Source organism: Clostridium sp. X (assembly GCF_055755365.1).
On the sequence record NZ_CM146912.1, the window covers coordinates 1,047,851 to 1,063,228 of the forward strand.

The window sequence follows — 15,378 nt, forward strand, 5'->3', positions numbered from 1 at the left end:
TAAAATATTAAAATGATGAAGTAAAGTTTATAAAGTTAATAGTATAATTTAGGAGGTAATATTATGGCAAAAGGTGGATTCCCAGGAATGGGCGGAATGAATATAAACAATTTAATGAAACAGGCTCAAAAAATGCAACAAGACATGGAAAAGGCACAAGCTGAACTTGAAAATAAACACTTTACAGCAGCATCAGGTGGAGGAGCAGTTAAGGTTACAGTTAATGGTAAAAAGCAATTTTTAAATATAGAAATAAATCCTGATGTAGTAGATCCAGATGACGTTGAAATGTTACAAGACTTAGTATTACTTGCATGCAATCAAGCATTGCAAGCTGTAGAAGAAGTTACATCAGATCAAATGAAAAAGCTTACAGGTGGACTTAATATGCCTGGAATGTTCTAGGTGACAGTATGAGTAATTTGGATTTTTATCCTGTAGCAATAGAGAAGTTAATAGAAGAGTTTGCAAAACTACCAGGAGTAGGATATAAAACGGCACAAAGACTTACGCTTCATGTATTGAATCTTCCGGGTGAAGAGGTAAATGAATTTGCTCAAGCCTTAGTAAAGGCTAGAGGGACTATAAAATACTGTTCAGTTTGTGGAAACTACACAGAGAAGGATCCTTGTGCAATATGCTCTAATCCTAATAGAGATGATAGTATTATATGTGTAATAGAACAGCCGAAAGATATTATGTCTATAGAAAAAATAAGAGAATTCAATGGGGTATACCATGTACTGCATGGAGTAATTTCTCCTATGATGGGTAAAGGACCAGAAGACATAAAACTAAAAGAACTTATTAGAAGAGTTAATGATAATGTAAAAGAAATCATTGTAGCTACTAATCCAAATGTTGAGGGAGAAGCTACAGCAATGTATATATCAAAGATTGTAAAACCACTAGGAGTGAAGGTTACAAGAATTGCTCATGGGATTCCAGTAGGTGGAGATCTAGAATATGCAGATGAAGTAACTCTATCGAAGGCTTTAGAAGGAAGAGTAGAACTTTAGATATATTATAAATGAAATTTAGAGTAAGGATATCGTAAGATATAGCCTTACTCTTTTTTTATTTATATTTTGCATATAGTTATGGAATATATGGAAAGAATATAAAAAAAGACATTATTAAAGGAGCTAAATATGCCAAGGTTAAAATCCGGTAAACCATCTTCAAGAAGAGAAATAGCCTATCTTAGTTTATCAGGGACAACGCAACTACATATAAGAAATCCATTTGTGATTGCTGCTTGGTCATTAACTTTTCCAGGCATGGGACATCTTTTACTATCAAAGTATTCAAGAGGGTTTTTCTTATTTATATGGGAAGTAGTTATAAATTATAAAGCAAAAATTAATTTATTGATATTCTATTCTTTTATAGGTGATTTTGAAAAGGCAAAGGCAGTTACAGATATACGGTGGATGTCTCTTTATATACCTACATATATTTTTGCAATATGGGATAGTTATAGGACAACGGTTGATTTAAATAATATATATAAATTAGCAGCAAGAGAGGATGCAGAAATAAAACCCTTTAAAATAGGGGCGCTGGAGATAAATTATTTAGATAAAAGAAAACCTTGGGTTTCACTATATGGTCATTATTAATTCCAGGTTCAGGGCAATTATATATTCATAGACTTATTACAGCAGGTTTTGTTATTATGTGGTGGATTGCAATATGTTACTATTCTAAACTGTTGCCAGTATTTCATTATAGCTTTCTAGGAGACTTTGAGAAGGCGAAAGCAGTAGTAGATATGCAGTGGTTTTTAAATATACATTCTGTATATTTCTTTTCTATGTATGATGCTTATGCAAATACAGTAGAAAATAACAAATTATATGAATGGGAACAATCAAAGTTTTTTAAAAGAGAATATCAAAATTCGAATTTTGTAATGCCATTTAAAAGGAATATAAGAGGTGACAGGATGTATATTGTTTCTACCTTTGAACATTCAATATATTTAGAACTAGCTATTACAGCAATTGAGATGAAAGGAATCAAAAAAGAGAATATTATGGCTGTTCCTATGGATAAAAGAGGAGAGGATAGAATGTTATTTGACTCCATTCATAGTTCTGATGGCTTAAGTTTATTTGATTTACCTGCTATTCTTGCAGTCATTTTAGGAATATTTGGGAGTGTATACGGGATGATTTGGAAGTGGGGGCCTTTAATATGGGGGTTGATAGCTATATTAATAGGTGCTACATTAGGGTTTATTATTAAAATGATTATAACAAAAAAGCATAATAGTAATAGGCAGAGTAATAAGAGAGGAGCAGAAGTTGTTCTTATAATAGAGTGCACTGAAGGTCAGGTGGATATGGTAAAAGATATGCTTTGGGCGAACCAGGCGCTTGGAGTGAGAAAACTAGATATACACAATACTTAATTGTATTTTATTAAATTGATGTTGAAATGGAGGTATGATCTTGAGCAAAGAATATATAATTAGTATTGTTGAGATTATTTTAATAATATTTGTACTATATAAATATGTTCCAAGGGACAAAATTCGTGAAGCACATGTAGCTTATTTGTTTAAACAAGCAATAACATGGTCAGTAGGATTAATAGTTGCAGAATATAGACTCATTGAATATCCTTTTAGACTTTTTCCCTATGCTAATAAAGCAAGTTTTTTGTTTGAGTTCTTTTTCTATCCATCTATTTGTGTTATATTTATAGCTAATTATCCTGAGAAAAAAAGTTTATTTTCTCAGTTTATGTATTACTTTTATTATTGTACTATCTTAACTATTATTGAAGTGATTCAAGAAAGATATACAGATGTTTTAGAATATAGACATTGGACTTGGTATGTAACCTGGATTACATTTTTTATTACATTCTATATGTCAAAGAAGTATAATGAGTGGTTTTTTAAAAATATTACAATGAACAATAAGTAATATTATTAGACTGTTAAAAATAGATACAGGATATGAACTATAAGAAGAATAGTTTTAATATAACTCTAGCTTTATGCTTAATGAAAATAAGGCTAGAGTTTTAGCGCTTATAGAAAAATGTTCATTATAGATATGGAATAGTAATATTTATAGTAGTTATATTAATAAAATATATTAATAAGTAGGATTACGGAGGGTTAGTATGGAATATATGATATATTTTTTAGGTGGGATTATTTTATTATTTGTATTAGTAAAGCTCTTGGCTTGGCCTATAAAAATTTTATGGAAATTAGTTGTTAATGCGGTATTGGGAGCTGCTATTTTATTAATTGTAAATATAGTTGGAGGATATTTTGGGATTAACATAGGGATAAACCCTTGGACAGCACTTATAGCAGGATTCTTTGGATTGCCAGGTGCAGTATTTCTAATTATATTTAAATTGTTTCTATAGTATTTTCAGACATAGGAGTTAAAAATATATAGTAATAGTGTTAATACATATTTAGATATATTCTCATAGTTAATAATGGGTTCTAATATATTAAAATTTGTTAAATATAATAAATTAGGTGTAGTTTAAGTTATTTATATAATATATAATTTAAAACAGAAAGGTACGAAGGAGGGAGATTATATGACTAAATTTCTAAATAGAGTACTAGTAGTAGCTTTAATAGTTTCCCTAGTATTAAATGGAGTTATTATTCTTAAATTCAATAATGTAAGTGAAGATGTTGGTAGAAATTATGAGAAGTTAAATTATCTAGAAAGAAGTGTAAACAATATGTCTAGTGATTTGACAAAGCTTGCATCTAAACAAGATTGGATTAGTAGCAAAGAATATAAGATATTAGAAATAGATAAAGATTATAAGAATGTAAAAATACTTATATATGGAAATTTAAAAGAATTAGAGAATAATGCAAAGCTATACCTTTTATATGGAAAGGTGAAAAAAGATGAAAAAGAAGATATAGAATGGATTAAAACGCCTTTAAGTATTTCTTACGGATTAAAGTTTACTAAAACCTTACTTCTACCCTATAAAGAAGACTATAAATTTAAACTTTTAGCTGAAGGACCAAGTAAGCTAAGAAGTGAGGATTTGTTACATGCTTTTTTTAAAGAGGAATTAGAGAGCAGAATATACACTCATGTATTTGCTAATGAAAATTCAAAGGATAATACAACACTAGATATCAGTATAGATAATAATTTTAAAGGACAAGACAAACTTAAGATTAAAAATATTAAAGTAAATGCATATAATGATAAGGGGTCATATAGTACTACTGAAGTTTATAAAGAAGGTAAGGTTGTTGTAAGTGATAATGTAATAGATATTCCAATAGAAGTTAATGAAGATAAAGAAATTCATGAAGAAGATACTAATATACAAAGGTTAAATTATAATGTAAAAGTAAAGAAGGATTCTAAAGAGAAAGCTAAATTAAGATTTGAGGTAGTAATAGAGGACTATATGGAAGAGCAGTTTAAAGAGGAATATCAGGAGTAATATAAAAAAGTGAATGGCTTCGTAGAGAGTTTTTACTCTTTATGAAGCCATTTGTCTTTAAAAAGTAATACTTTAACTACAGTTACTATTAATACTTTGCCGGGTGTATCAATATGAGAATTAGATAGGAAATAAGAGATAAATAGAATAAATGGAGTCATATTTGGTTTAATGGTGGATTATAGGTTTTTTATGCATAGCATTTATGATAAGATATTCCTTGCCGATTCGAGAGAACGAAGAGAAATGATTGATAACAGATAATTTTTAATCTCTAGAAGTATTTTAACATAGATACAATGATTAGAGATTAGAGATTAGATAATAGATGTTAAAAAGTTCTTAAAAAAAGATAATATCAACTAAAAAAAAGTGTTGACAAAACAATTTAAAGTTGATATAATGAATAAGCTGTCGAGAGATGGTGAAAAAAACTTGGTCTTTGAAAATTAAACAGAAATTAAGGTAAATAAAATGCCAGTCAATAACTTTAAGTAATGAGTAACAGATTAAACTTTTAAATTGAGAGTTTGATCCTGGCTCAGGACGAACGCTGGCGGCGTGCCTAACACATGCAAGTCGAGCGATGAAGTTCCTTCGGGAACGGATTAGCGGCGGACGGGTGAGTAACACGTGGGTAACCTGCCTCAAAGAGGGGGATAGCCTCCCGAAAGGGAGATTAATACCGCATAACATTATCTTCTCGCATGAGAAGATAATCAAAGGAGCAATCCGCTTTGAGATGGACCCGCGGCGCATTAGCTAGTTGGTGAGGTAACGGCTCACCAAGGCGACGATGCGTAGCCGACCTGAGAGGGTGATCGGCCACATTGGAACTGAGACACGGTCCAGACTCCTACGGGAGGCAGCAGTGGGGAATATTGCGCAATGGGGGAAACCCTGACGCAGCAACGCCGCGTGAGTGATGAAGGTCTTCGGATTGTAAAGCTCTGTCTTTGGGGACGATAATGACGGTACCCAAGGAGGAAGCCACGGCTAACTACGTGCCAGCAGCCGCGGTAATACGTAGGTGGCAAGCGTTGTCCGGATTTACTGGGCGTAAAGAGTATGTAGGCGGATATTTAAGTCAGATGTGAAATTCCCGGGCTTAACCTGGGCGCTGCATTTGAAACTGGGTATCTAGAGTGCGGGAGAGGAAAGTGGAATTCCTAGTGTAGCGGTGAAATGCGTAGAGATTAGGAAGAACACCAGTGGCGAAGGCGACTTTCTGGACCGTAACTGACGCTGAGATACGAAAGCGTGGGGAGCAAACAGGATTAGATACCCTGGTAGTCCACGCCGTAAACGATGAATACTAGGTGTCGGGGGGTACCACCCTCGGTGCCGCAGCAAACGCAATAAGTATTCCGCCTGGGGAGTACGGTCGCAAGATTAAAACTCAAAGGAATTGACGGGGACCCGCACAAGCAGCGGAGCATGTGGTTTAATTCGAAGCAACGCGAAGAACCTTACCTAGACTTGACATCTCCTGAATTACTCGTAACAGAGGAAGCCCTTCGGGGCAGGAAGACAGGTGGTGCATGGTTGTCGTCAGCTCGTGTCGTGAGATGTTGGGTTAAGTCCCGCAACGAGCGCAACCCTTATCGTTAGTTGCTACCATTAAGTTGAGCACTCTAGCGAGACTGCCTGGGTTAACCAGGAGGAAGGTGGGGATGACGTCAAATCATCATGCCCCTTATGTCTAGGGCTACACACGTGCTACAATGGCCGGTACAACGAGAAGCAAACCCGTGAGGGGGAGCCAAACTAAAAAACCGGTCCCAGTTCGGATTGTAGGCTGAAACTCGCCTACATGAAGTTGGAGTTGCTAGTAATCGCGAATCAGAATGTCGCGGTGAATACGTTCCCGGGTCTTGTACACACCGCCCGTCACACCATGAGAGCCGGTAACACCCGAAGCCTGTGAGGTAACCGCAAGGAGCCAGCAGTCGAAGGTGGGATTGGTGATTGGGGTGAAGTCGTAACAAGGTAGCCGTAGGAGAACCTGCGGCTGGATCACCTCCTTTCTAGGGAGAAATGAAAGCTCACAGCTTTCATAGACTGGAAATAATTTATCCTTAATTCTGTTTAATTTTGAAAGACTAATGTCTTTCATTAATTGTTCTTTGAAAATTGCACAGTGAATATTAAGAAATCTACTATAACTAAGTAATTAGTTTTAGTAATAAATCTCACTCAGTATATCTGAGGAGTGAAGTCTTGTATAACATTTATGTTTACAAGCGTCTAACGATCAAGTTAGAAAGGGCGCACGGTGAATGCCCTGGCACTAGGAGCCGAAGAAGGACGCGATAAGCTGCGATAAGCTACGAGTAGGCGCACACAGCCTGTGATTCGTAGATTTCCGAATGGGGAAACCCACATGATAAACATCATGTACTATATACTGAATTCATAGGTATATAGAGGTACACTCTGGGAACTGAAACATCTAAGTACCAGAAGGAAGAGAAAGAAAAATCGATTCCCTCAGTAGCGGCGAGCGAAAGGGGAAGAGCCCAAACCAGAAACTTTGTTTCTGGGGTTGCGGATAGATCATAACGCTTCAATCTTTTTAGTCGAAGAGAACTGGAAAGTTCTGTCGTAGAAGGTAATAACCCTGTAGGCAAAAAGAAGAGAGAAGTAGATCTACTCCAGAGTACCACGAGACACGTGAAACCTTGTGGGAAGCTGGGAGGACCATCTCCCAAGGCTAAATACTACCTAGTGACCGATAGTGAAGCAGTACCGTGAGGGAAAGGTGAAAAGAACCCCGGAAGGGGAGTGAAATAGAACCTGAAACCGTGTGCCTACAATCGGTCGGAGCACGTTAATGTGTGACGGCGTACTTTTTGTAGAACGGGCCAGCGAGTTACGATATGTAGCAAGGTTAAGCACCTACGGTGCGGAGCCGAAGGGAAACCGAGTCTGAACAGGGCAACTAGTTGCATATCGTAGACCCGAAACCGGGTGATCTATCCATGGCCAGGATGAAGCGGAAGTAAAATTCCGTGGAGGTCCGAACCACGTTGGTGTTGAAAAACCATGGGATGAGCTGTGGATAGCGGAGAAATTCCAATCGAACTCGGAGATAGCTGGTTCTCCTCGAAATAGCTTTAGGGCTAGCGTCGGGTAATTAAGTAGTGGAGGTAGAGCACTGAATGGGCTAGGGGCTGACAACAGTTACTGAACCCTATCAAACTCCGAATGCCACATACTGGTACCCCGGCAGTCAGACTACGAATGATAAGATCCGTGGTCAAAAGGGAAACAGCCCAGACCATCAGCTAAGGTCCCAAAGTGTAAGTTAAGTGGGAAAGGATGTGGGATTTCTAAGACAACTAGGATGTTGGCTTAGAAGCAGCCACTCATTTAAAGAGTGCGTAATAGCTCACTAGTCGAGAGATCCCGCGCCGAAGATGTAACGGGGCTAAAACTTACCACCGAAGCTATGGATGTGTACTACGTACACGTGGTAGAGGAGCTTTCTGCACAGGTAGAAGCCATATCGTAAGGAGTGGTGGACAGTGCAGAAGTGAGAATGCTGGCATAAGTAGCGAGAAACAGGTGAGAATCCTGTTGGCCGAATATCTAAGGTTTCCTGGGGAAGGCTCGTCCTCCCAGGGTTAGTCGGGACCTAAGCCGAGGCCGAAAGGCGTAGGTGATGGACAACTGGTTGATATTCCAGTACCACCAAAATGCGTTTGACAAATGGGATGACGCAGGAGGATAGGATGTGCGCACTATTGGATGTGCGTCTAAGCACTTAGGATGTTGAGTAGGCAAATCCGCTCAATTTAAGTCTGAGGTGTGATGGGGAGCCCTATGGGCGAAGTATCTGATTCCACGCTGCCAAGAAAAGTCTCTATGGAGCAAATTGGTGCCCGTACCGCAAACCGACACAGGTAGATGAGGAGAGAATCCTAAGGCCGTCGGAAGAATTGCTGCTAAGGAACTCGGCAAATTAACCCCGTAACTTCGGGAGAAGGGGTGCCTCCGAGAGGAGGCCGCAGTGAACAGGCCCAAGCAACTGTTTATCAAAAACACAGGTCTCTGCTAAAGCGTAAGCTGATGTATAGGGGCTGACGCCTGCCCGGTGCTGGAAGGTTAAGGGGAATGCTTAGCGCAAGCGAAGGTATGAACTTAAGCCCCAGTAAACGGCGGCCGTAACTATAACGGTCCTAAGGTAGCGAAATTCCTTGTCGGGTAAGTTCCGACCCGCACGAATGGCGTAATGATTTGGGCACTGTCTCGGCAGCAAATCCGGTGAAATTGAAGTGCAAGTGAAGATGCTTGCTACCCGCGGTTGGACGGAAAGACCCCGTAGAGCTTTACTGTAGCTTAGCATTGCATTTCGGTATTGTCTGTACAGGATAGGTGGGAGACTAAGAAGCGAGAGCGTCAGCTTTCGTGGAGTCGTCCTTGGGATACCACCCTGACAGTACTGGAATTCTAACTGGCGGCCATGAATCTGGTCACAGGACATTGCTAGGTGGGCAGTTTGACTGGGGCGGTCGCCTCCTAAAAGGTAACGGAGGCGCTCAAAGGTTCCCTCAGCGCGGTCGGAAATCGCGCGTAGAGTGTAAAGGCAGAAGGGAGCCTGACTGCGACACATACAGGTGGAGCAGGGACGAAAGTCGGACTTAGTGATCCGGTGGTTCTGTATGGAAGGGCCATCGCTCAACGGATAAAAGCTACCTCGGGGATAACAGGCTGATCTCCCCCAAGAGTCCACATCGACGGGGAGGTTTGGCACCTCGATGTCGGCTCGTCGCATCCTGGGGCTGTAGTCGGTCCCAAGGGTTGGGCTGTTCGCCCATTAAAGCGGCACGCGAGCTGGGTTCAGAACGTCGTGAGACAGTTCGGTCCCTATCCGCCGTGGGCGTAGGAAATTTGAGAGGAGCTGTCCTTAGTACGAGAGGACCGGGATGGACTGACCTCTGGTGCACCAGTTGTTTCGCCAGAAGCACAGCTGGGTAGCTATGTCGGGAAGGGATAAACGCTGAAAGCATCTAAGCGTGAAGCCCACCTCAAGATTAGATTTCCCATAGCGTAAGCTAGTAAGATCCCTGGAAGACTACCAGGTTGATAGGTTAGGGGTGTAAGTGCAGTAATGTACTCAGCTGACTAATACTAATAGATCGAGGACTTGATCTAAATATTAAATTCACTGTGCAATTTTGAGAGAACAAAATTCTTTCAATGACACTCATTCAATTAATTTGGATGTTAGGTCATCTGGTGATTATGGCGTGAAGGATACACCCGTACCCATCCCGAACACGATGGTTAAGCTTCACAGCGCCGATGGTACTGCACTGGAGACGGTGTGGAAGAGTAGGACATCGCCAGGTCATGTGGCTCCTTGGTCAAGCGGTCAAGACACCACCCTTTCACGGTGGTAACAGGGGTTCGATTCCCCTAGGAGTCACCATTAACAACTTAAAATGTGCAGGTGTGGCGGAATTGGCAGACGCACTAGACTTAGGATCTAGCGCCTTTGGCGTGGGGGTTCGACTCCCTTCACCTGCACCAATTTTAAAAATTTTATAATAATATGCGGGTATGGTTCAATGGTAGAACGTCAGCCTTCCAAGCTGAACACAAGGGTTCGATTCCCTTTACCCGCTCCATTTTTGCGTCTTTAGCTCAGCTGGATAGAGCAACGCCCTTCTAAGGCGTGGGCCAGGAGTTCGAATCTCTTAAGACGCACCATGATATTGGGATGTCGCCAAGCGGTAAGGCATAGCACTTTGACTGCTACATGCGTAGGTTCAAATCCTGCCATCCCAGCCATGTTTTGCATTAAGAGTTCTTTTATTAAGAGAACTCTTTTGTGCAATTTAAAATGAGTATACAAATATGGCTCCTTGGTCAAGTGGTTAAGACATCGCCCTCTCAAGGCGGGGTCAGGGGTTCAATTCCCCTAGGAGCTGCCAAAACGTTTCAATATTTTATTGAAGCGTTTTTTTATTTAATAAAATATTGATTAAATTATTAAATATTAATCAACAGTTGTGGATTAATATTTAATATTTAATTTAGAGATAATTTATAAAAATATTAATGTTATGCACAAGTAAAGACAAAACTGTGTATATATCTGTGGATAATGTTGATAACAATTGTGATTATGTTGAATAAGTGGAGGAAATTAATGATATATAATAGCATTATAACAAAAGGTGAGTTTATTAGAAGGCCTAATAGATTTATAGCCCATGTAAATGTGGATAATATAGAAAATATAGTGCATGTACCTAATACAGGTAGGTGTAAAGAAATATTAGTGCCGGGAACTACTGTAATATTAAGGGAAGGAAATAATCCTAATAGAAAAACTAAATATGATTTAATAGCAGGATATAAAAATAATAATCTTATTAATATAGATTCACAAGTCCCTAATGCAGTTGTACAAGAAGCTCTAAAAAATAAAAAGATAGATATTTTAGAAGATTATTCTACAATACTAAGAGAAAAAACTTTCGGGGATAGTAGATTTGATTTCAAGCTTTTAAAAAAAAATGGTGAAGAATATTATCTTGAGGTTAAAGGAGTAACATTTGAAGAAAATGGGCACTGTATGTTTCCAGATGCACCTACAGATAGAGGGAAAAAGCATCTTTTGGAATTAATAAAAGTCAAGGAATCAGGAAAAGGTGCAGGTGTATTATTTTTAGTACAATTTAAAGGAGCAAAAAAGTTTTCACCATATGATGATATGGATAAAAATTTTGGAAATGCCCTAAGATTAGCTAGTAAAAATGGTGTAGATATTTTAGCTTATGACTGTAATGTAGGTGAAAATTATATAGAATTGGATAAAAATATAAAAGTATTTCTATAATGAAAATTTCATTAATAATTGGGTAAAATAATAATTATGTACCAATAAAGATGTTTGGGATATAATTAATAATATAGGGTTATTTTAGGAGGAAGAAATATGAAATATAAATTTTGTCCTAAATGTGGTAAAAAGTTAATTATGAGAAGTTGCTGGGATGAGGGTGAAGTTCCTTACTGTCCAGAAGATGATATTATGTACTTTAACTTACCTAAGCCATGTGTTGTAGTTGCCGTAATTAAGGATAATCAAATACTATTAATGAAACAAAGTTATATATTTAAAAATTCTAAGGTTTTGGTATCAGGGTATGTTACTAATGGCGAAATGGTAGAAGATACAGTTATAAGAGAAGTTAAAGAGGAAACAGGAATAACAATAAATAATGTAAAATACCTAGGAAGTGATATAGTTCCAGGAGCAGATTTATTAATGCTAACATTTATGGCCGATTATGTAGAAGGACAAATCTGCAAATCAGATGAAGTTGAATGGGTAGATTGGAGCAATATAGAAGATGCTCTTCACGAAATGAAAGAAGATGAAGTAGGCAAAAAGGTAGTTAGAAAAGTTATAGATGAGATAGGGTGTTCTAGACCAACGGCATATAAATAATTGTATCATTAAATGTTAAACTAAAAGTTAAGTAAGAGAAGTCACCTTGAGTCTATTAAGGCTAAGGTGGCTTTTATATAGAATATTAACATTATATGGAGGAATAATTATGATAGATATTAAGGATAATTGTAGTAAATGTATAGAGTTTATAGATAAGGAATGTGATGGAAAAGCTGAGGACTGTATATGTAAACACTGTCCTAGAAACTTAGGACAATGTATTGTTACAAAGTACTGTAGAGAGACTGAATCTATTATATATTAGTAAAATTTACAATATTAGTAAACGTACATAGTTATGAATATGAGGAATAGTGTAATCATTCAATGATTACACTATTTTTATTTTTCAAAATAAAACAATAATGAATTATGTTAGAAAAATTGAGAAAACTATATTAGAAAAATATTATAAGGTCGGTGTATTATATGATTTCTAATGAACTTAAGATGGTTGTTGCACAAAATTGTACTGAATATGAGTCTAAATATTTGATAAGTTTACTTAGTATGAGCAATTTCTCAGGAAGTTGTGATAGTTGCCAGAATTACATGAAAGGAAAATGTACCAAGGAATTATTTGATGATATCATGGGAATAATAAAAAGGAACTAAATTAGTATTAAGGAGGAAATAATATATGACAAGAAAAGACCTAACGAGTTTAAGTCGTGCTAACGATACAATAAACGGAACAGCTTTAGAAAACTCAACTATAAAAGATACTATAAATAAATGTCCTAGTCCAAGTAATGAGATGAATATGGCAGTAGCAATGAATTGCCCTGGGTATGAGCCATTAGTTAGTGGTACATTTACTAATTCTTGTACAGTTAGTTGTAACAGTTGTCACAATTTCCAAAACAATAAATGTGTAGTAAATTTATATGATAAGGTATTAGCTGGGATAGATGATAGTAAATAAAAAAACTAATTAATACTTTTTAATTAAATAGTATTAATGAAGATCATAATTATAGCGTATAAGAACAAAGATATATTTTATTATCTTTGTTCTTATATTTTTGGTATTATATTATAATTATTGAATATATATATAGTAATACAGTTATTAATTTTATGTAGGTCTATTTTATGTTGCTTTAAAACAGAGTTTAAAGGAAAAAGTTATTTTCTTATAAACATAATCTTAGAGATGCGGTTTTGGAAATATGGTTATGGAAAAGTTAGTAATTGTATAAGTCTTATATAAGTCTCCTACGAAAAAAGAATATAGGGAAAAGGTAGAGCTTATTAACTAGATTTATAACTCCTTTAATTCTGTTTTATATATTATAAAAGTTTTTTTAGTTTTAAGTTACCATGTAACAATAGTAACAAGTTTTAGGCTGTGAGATTATTCTCGCAGCTTTTATATTTTATAAATAAGTATTAATAATAATTTTTTATTACAATTATGTATCTTCATTATTTTGGTATAATAATATAGATGTTAATTTTAATTAATTGAATAAAATAATGAGGAGATTAATATATGAATCATTTCTTAACTAGGACTGAAAGAATAATAGGTACAGAAAATGTTGAAAAGATAAAAAGTAGCAAAGTAGTAATATTGGGAGTTGGAGGAGTAGGAGGATTTGCTACTGAGGCCATTGCACGTAGTGGAGTAGGAACTATAGTATTAGTAGATAAGGATGTAGTTGATATTACTAATTTAAATAGACAGATAATAGCTACTAATAAGACAATAGGAAGAGAAAAAGTTGAAGTTATGAAGGAAAGAATATTAGACATAAACCCTAGCTGCCAGGTTAAAACCCATAGAGTATTTATAAATGAAGATAATATAAATGACATTATAGAAAAAGATACAGATTATGTAATAGATGCTATAGATACAATATCTTCTAAAATATCAGTAGCGGTTTGGTGCGTGGAAAACGACATAAAGCTTATAAGTAGTATGGGAACAGGAAATAAGTTAGATCCTACAAAGCTAAAGGTTTCAGATGTATTTAAGACAAATATTTGTCCATTAGCAAAGGTTATGCGACATGAGCTTAGAAAAAGGAATGTGAAAAAGTTAAAAGTTGTGTATTCAGAAGAACAACCAATGAAGCCAATGATAAGTCCAGAAGAAGCTACTATGAGAAAGATAGCTCCAGGAAGTGTAGCCTTCGTACCATCGGTAGCTGGCCTAATAATTGGGGGAGAAGTAATTAGAGATATAATAAAGAGTTAATTAAAATAATTAGTATAAGACAATAGTAAGGTATAGTTAATTATTCTTTAAATATGGAAGTGATAACAAGGTGAGTAAAAGAAGTAGGACTATGTTGATAATATATATTTTCTTTGTAATGTTTTTATCAGCAATGTGTGATAATGTAAAAGGACCTTTTGTACCAATTATAAAACAAGAATTTTTAATAAATAATAGAGGAATAGCCACTACTCTAATAATAAGTTCCTTAGGGTATATGATATTTACATTTATAGGTGGAATACTTTGTGAAAAGATAGGTCAAAAGAAGGTTTTTATACTTGGGTTTATTCTAGTAACGGTTGCATCAACAGGATTATATTTTTCAAATAATTTTGCTATGTATTTAATAGAATTATTTCTATTAAACATGGGACAGTCGTTTATAGGTATAGCCACTAATACAATAATACCCCTACTAGCTATTGGGTTTGAAGCTATACTAATGAATCTTACTCACTTCTCCTATGGGGTAGGAGCAACATTTACCCAAAGGTTTGCAGGAATGCTACTTTATAATGGTGTGACATGGAGAGAAATATATCTTATAATAGCTATCATATCGTTTCTTATGTTAGTAGGGTTTGTATTTGTTAGAGTTCCTAAATCTCATTTATTTAAAGAAGATAGAAAAATAAATTATAAGGAGATATTTACAAATAAACTTATATATCTATATATGATGGCACTAGGATTTTATGTAGCTGCAGAACTGAATACAGGTAATTGGCTAATAAATTATTTGAATAGTAGCTATAAATATAACGAGAATAAAAGTTCTATATATGCAGCATCATTCTTTGGAATGTTTACTACTGGAAGATTGTTTGGTGGTTTTATAGTAGAAAAGGTAGGATATTTAAAGAGTGTTTTATTTTCTGTAATTACAGCATGTATTCTCCATACATTAGGTTTAATATTAGGAGAAAGCGGTGTTGTAATAATCTCAATTTCGGGATTATTTTTTGCAATTGCCTTTCCAACCATAGTACTTACTATAAGTAAAGTATTTAGAAGTAATACTTCATATATAACAGGTATAATAATAACATCAGCTTCATTTATATCTCTGTTAATAAATGTTATAATTGGCATATTAAATGATTCCATTGGAGTATATAAAGCATACTATACAATTTCAATAAGCTTAGGATTAAGTGCTATATGTATTTACATTATATACATAAATACAAAGCATACAAGTAAGAAGACAGGAGATTAATAT

14 protein-coding genes, 6 tRNA genes and 3 rRNA genes are annotated in these 15,378 nt (G+C 35.8%); all 23 read left to right on the forward strand.

Annotated features, from left to right (window positions below; all coding sequences use genetic code 11):
* Window positions 1–63: 63 nt before the first annotated feature.
* Window positions 64–405 carry a YbaB/EbfC family nucleoid-associated protein gene (locus ACX0KU_RS05400; protein WP_472991857.1) on the forward strand — a complete coding sequence of 114 codons (342 nt, stop codon included), beginning with the start codon at window positions 64–66 and terminating at the stop codon, window positions 403–405.
* Between the two features lie 17 nt (window positions 406–422).
* Window positions 423–1,019, forward strand: a complete 597-nt coding sequence (recR, locus tag ACX0KU_RS05405) for a recombination mediator RecR (protein ID WP_472992410.1) — start codon at window positions 423–425, stop codon at window positions 1,017–1,019.
* Window positions 1,020–1,151: 132 nt separating this feature from the next.
* Window positions 1,152–1,622 carry a hypothetical protein gene (locus tag ACX0KU_RS05410; RefSeq protein WP_472991858.1) on the forward strand — a complete coding sequence of 157 codons (471 nt, stop codon included), beginning with the start codon at window positions 1,152–1,154 and terminating at the stop codon, window positions 1,620–1,622.
* Window positions 1,595–2,416, forward strand: coding sequence for a hypothetical protein (locus tag ACX0KU_RS05415; RefSeq protein WP_472991859.1), 822 nt, complete (start codon window positions 1,595–1,597; stop codon window positions 2,414–2,416). The genes ACX0KU_RS05410 and ACX0KU_RS05415 overlap by 28 nt, the downstream gene beginning before the upstream one ends.
* 40 nt (window positions 2,417–2,456) lie before the next feature.
* The gene (locus ACX0KU_RS05420) at window positions 2,457–2,936 is read left to right on the forward strand and encodes a CBO0543 family protein (RefSeq protein ID WP_472991860.1); all 480 of its coding nucleotides are present in this window, start codon (window positions 2,457–2,459) and stop codon (window positions 2,934–2,936) included.
* 202 nt (window positions 2,937–3,138) lie between these two features.
* Window positions 3,139–3,393, forward strand: a complete 255-nt coding sequence (locus ACX0KU_RS05425; RefSeq protein ID WP_472991861.1) for a pro-sigmaK processing inhibitor BofA family protein — start codon at window positions 3,139–3,141, stop codon at window positions 3,391–3,393.
* A 183-nt stretch (window positions 3,394–3,576) separates the two neighbouring features.
* Entirely contained in the window at window positions 3,577–4,458 is an 882-nt protein-coding gene (locus ACX0KU_RS05430; RefSeq protein WP_472991862.1) for a hypothetical protein, read from the forward strand.
* A gap of 518 nt (window positions 4,459–4,976) precedes the next feature.
* Window positions 4,977–6,485, forward strand: a 16S ribosomal RNA gene (locus ACX0KU_RS05435).
* A 225-nt stretch (window positions 6,486–6,710) separates the two neighbouring features.
* Window positions 6,711–9,615, forward strand: a 23S ribosomal RNA gene (locus ACX0KU_RS05440).
* Between the two features lie 80 nt (window positions 9,616–9,695).
* Window positions 9,696–9,812 (forward strand): 5S ribosomal RNA (gene rrf, locus ACX0KU_RS05445).
* Together the 16S, 23S and 5S rRNA genes with 6 tRNA genes alongside form the textbook arrangement of a ribosomal RNA operon.
* A gap of 5 nt (window positions 9,813–9,817) precedes the next feature.
* Window positions 9,818–9,892 (forward strand) — tRNA-Glu (locus tag ACX0KU_RS05450).
* Between the two features lie 17 nt (window positions 9,893–9,909).
* Window positions 9,910–9,993: transfer RNA gene (locus tag ACX0KU_RS05455), tRNA-Leu, on the forward strand.
* Window positions 9,994–10,017: 24 nt separating this feature from the next.
* Window positions 10,018–10,091, forward strand: a tRNA-Gly gene (locus ACX0KU_RS05460).
* Window positions 10,092–10,096: 5 nt separating this feature from the next.
* Window positions 10,097–10,173, forward strand: a tRNA-Arg gene (locus ACX0KU_RS05465).
* 6 nt (window positions 10,174–10,179) lie between these two features.
* A tRNA-Gln gene (locus ACX0KU_RS05470) sits at window positions 10,180–10,254 on the forward strand.
* 68 nt (window positions 10,255–10,322) lie between these two features.
* A tRNA-Glu gene (locus ACX0KU_RS05475) sits at window positions 10,323–10,397 on the forward strand.
* 218 nt (window positions 10,398–10,615) lie between these two features.
* Complete coding sequence (gene sfsA / locus ACX0KU_RS05480) at window positions 10,616–11,308, forward strand: DNA/RNA nuclease SfsA (RefSeq protein ID WP_472991863.1); 693 nt, start codon at window positions 10,616–10,618, stop codon at window positions 11,306–11,308.
* A 99-nt stretch (window positions 11,309–11,407) separates the two neighbouring features.
* Window positions 11,408–11,923: an NAD(+) diphosphatase gene (locus tag ACX0KU_RS05485; RefSeq protein WP_472991864.1), complete on the forward strand. Its 516-nt coding sequence runs from the start codon at window positions 11,408–11,410 to the stop codon at window positions 11,921–11,923.
* Window positions 11,924–12,032: 109 nt separating this feature from the next.
* Window positions 12,033–12,191 (forward strand): hypothetical protein, encoded by a 159-nt coding sequence (locus tag ACX0KU_RS05490; RefSeq protein WP_472991865.1) that lies wholly within the window; start codon window positions 12,033–12,035, stop codon window positions 12,189–12,191.
* Window positions 12,192–12,355: 164 nt separating this feature from the next.
* Window positions 12,356–12,541 carry a hypothetical protein gene (locus ACX0KU_RS05495; protein WP_472991866.1) on the forward strand — a complete coding sequence of 62 codons (186 nt, stop codon included), beginning with the start codon at window positions 12,356–12,358 and terminating at the stop codon, window positions 12,539–12,541.
* Between the two features lie 25 nt (window positions 12,542–12,566).
* Window positions 12,567–12,851, forward strand: coding sequence for a hypothetical protein (locus ACX0KU_RS05500; RefSeq protein WP_472991867.1), 285 nt, complete (start codon window positions 12,567–12,569; stop codon window positions 12,849–12,851).
* A gap of 570 nt (window positions 12,852–13,421) precedes the next feature.
* Window positions 13,422–14,132, forward strand: a complete 711-nt coding sequence (locus ACX0KU_RS05505; protein WP_472991868.1) for a tRNA threonylcarbamoyladenosine dehydratase — start codon at window positions 13,422–13,424, stop codon at window positions 14,130–14,132.
* Between the two features lie 70 nt (window positions 14,133–14,202).
* Window positions 14,203–15,375: an MFS transporter gene (locus ACX0KU_RS05510; protein WP_472991870.1), complete on the forward strand. Its 1,173-nt coding sequence runs from the start codon at window positions 14,203–14,205 to the stop codon at window positions 15,373–15,375.
* Window positions 15,376–15,378 lie beyond the last annotated feature (3 nt).

Excerpts from the sequence above, each read along its gene's own strand:
- ACX0KU_RS05485 (WP_472991864.1), top strand. The coding sequence starts at position 11,408 with ATGAAATATAAATTTTGTCCTAAATGTGGTAAAAAGTTAATTATGAGA.
- ACX0KU_RS05425 (WP_472991861.1), top strand. The coding sequence starts at position 3,139 with ATGGAATATATGATATATTTTTTAGGTGGGATTATTTTATTATTTGTA.
- ACX0KU_RS05400 (WP_472991857.1), top strand. The coding sequence starts at position 64 with ATGGCAAAAGGTGGATTCCCAGGAATGGGCGGAATGAATATAAACAAT.
- ACX0KU_RS05490 (WP_472991865.1), top strand. The coding sequence starts at position 12,033 with ATGATAGATATTAAGGATAATTGTAGTAAATGTATAGAGTTTATAGAT.
- ACX0KU_RS05500 (WP_472991867.1), top strand. The coding sequence starts at position 12,567 with ATGACAAGAAAAGACCTAACGAGTTTAAGTCGTGCTAACGATACAATA.
- ACX0KU_RS05495 (WP_472991866.1), top strand. The coding sequence starts at position 12,356 with ATGATTTCTAATGAACTTAAGATGGTTGTTGCACAAAATTGTACTGAA.
- ACX0KU_RS05410 (WP_472991858.1), top strand. The coding sequence starts at position 1,152 with ATGCCAAGGTTAAAATCCGGTAAACCATCTTCAAGAAGAGAAATAGCC.
- sfsA (WP_472991863.1), top strand. The coding sequence starts at position 10,616 with ATGATATATAATAGCATTATAACAAAAGGTGAGTTTATTAGAAGGCCT.
- ACX0KU_RS05430 (WP_472991862.1), top strand. The coding sequence starts at position 3,577 with ATGACTAAATTTCTAAATAGAGTACTAGTAGTAGCTTTAATAGTTTCC.
- ACX0KU_RS05505 (WP_472991868.1), top strand. The coding sequence starts at position 13,422 with ATGAATCATTTCTTAACTAGGACTGAAAGAATAATAGGTACAGAAAAT.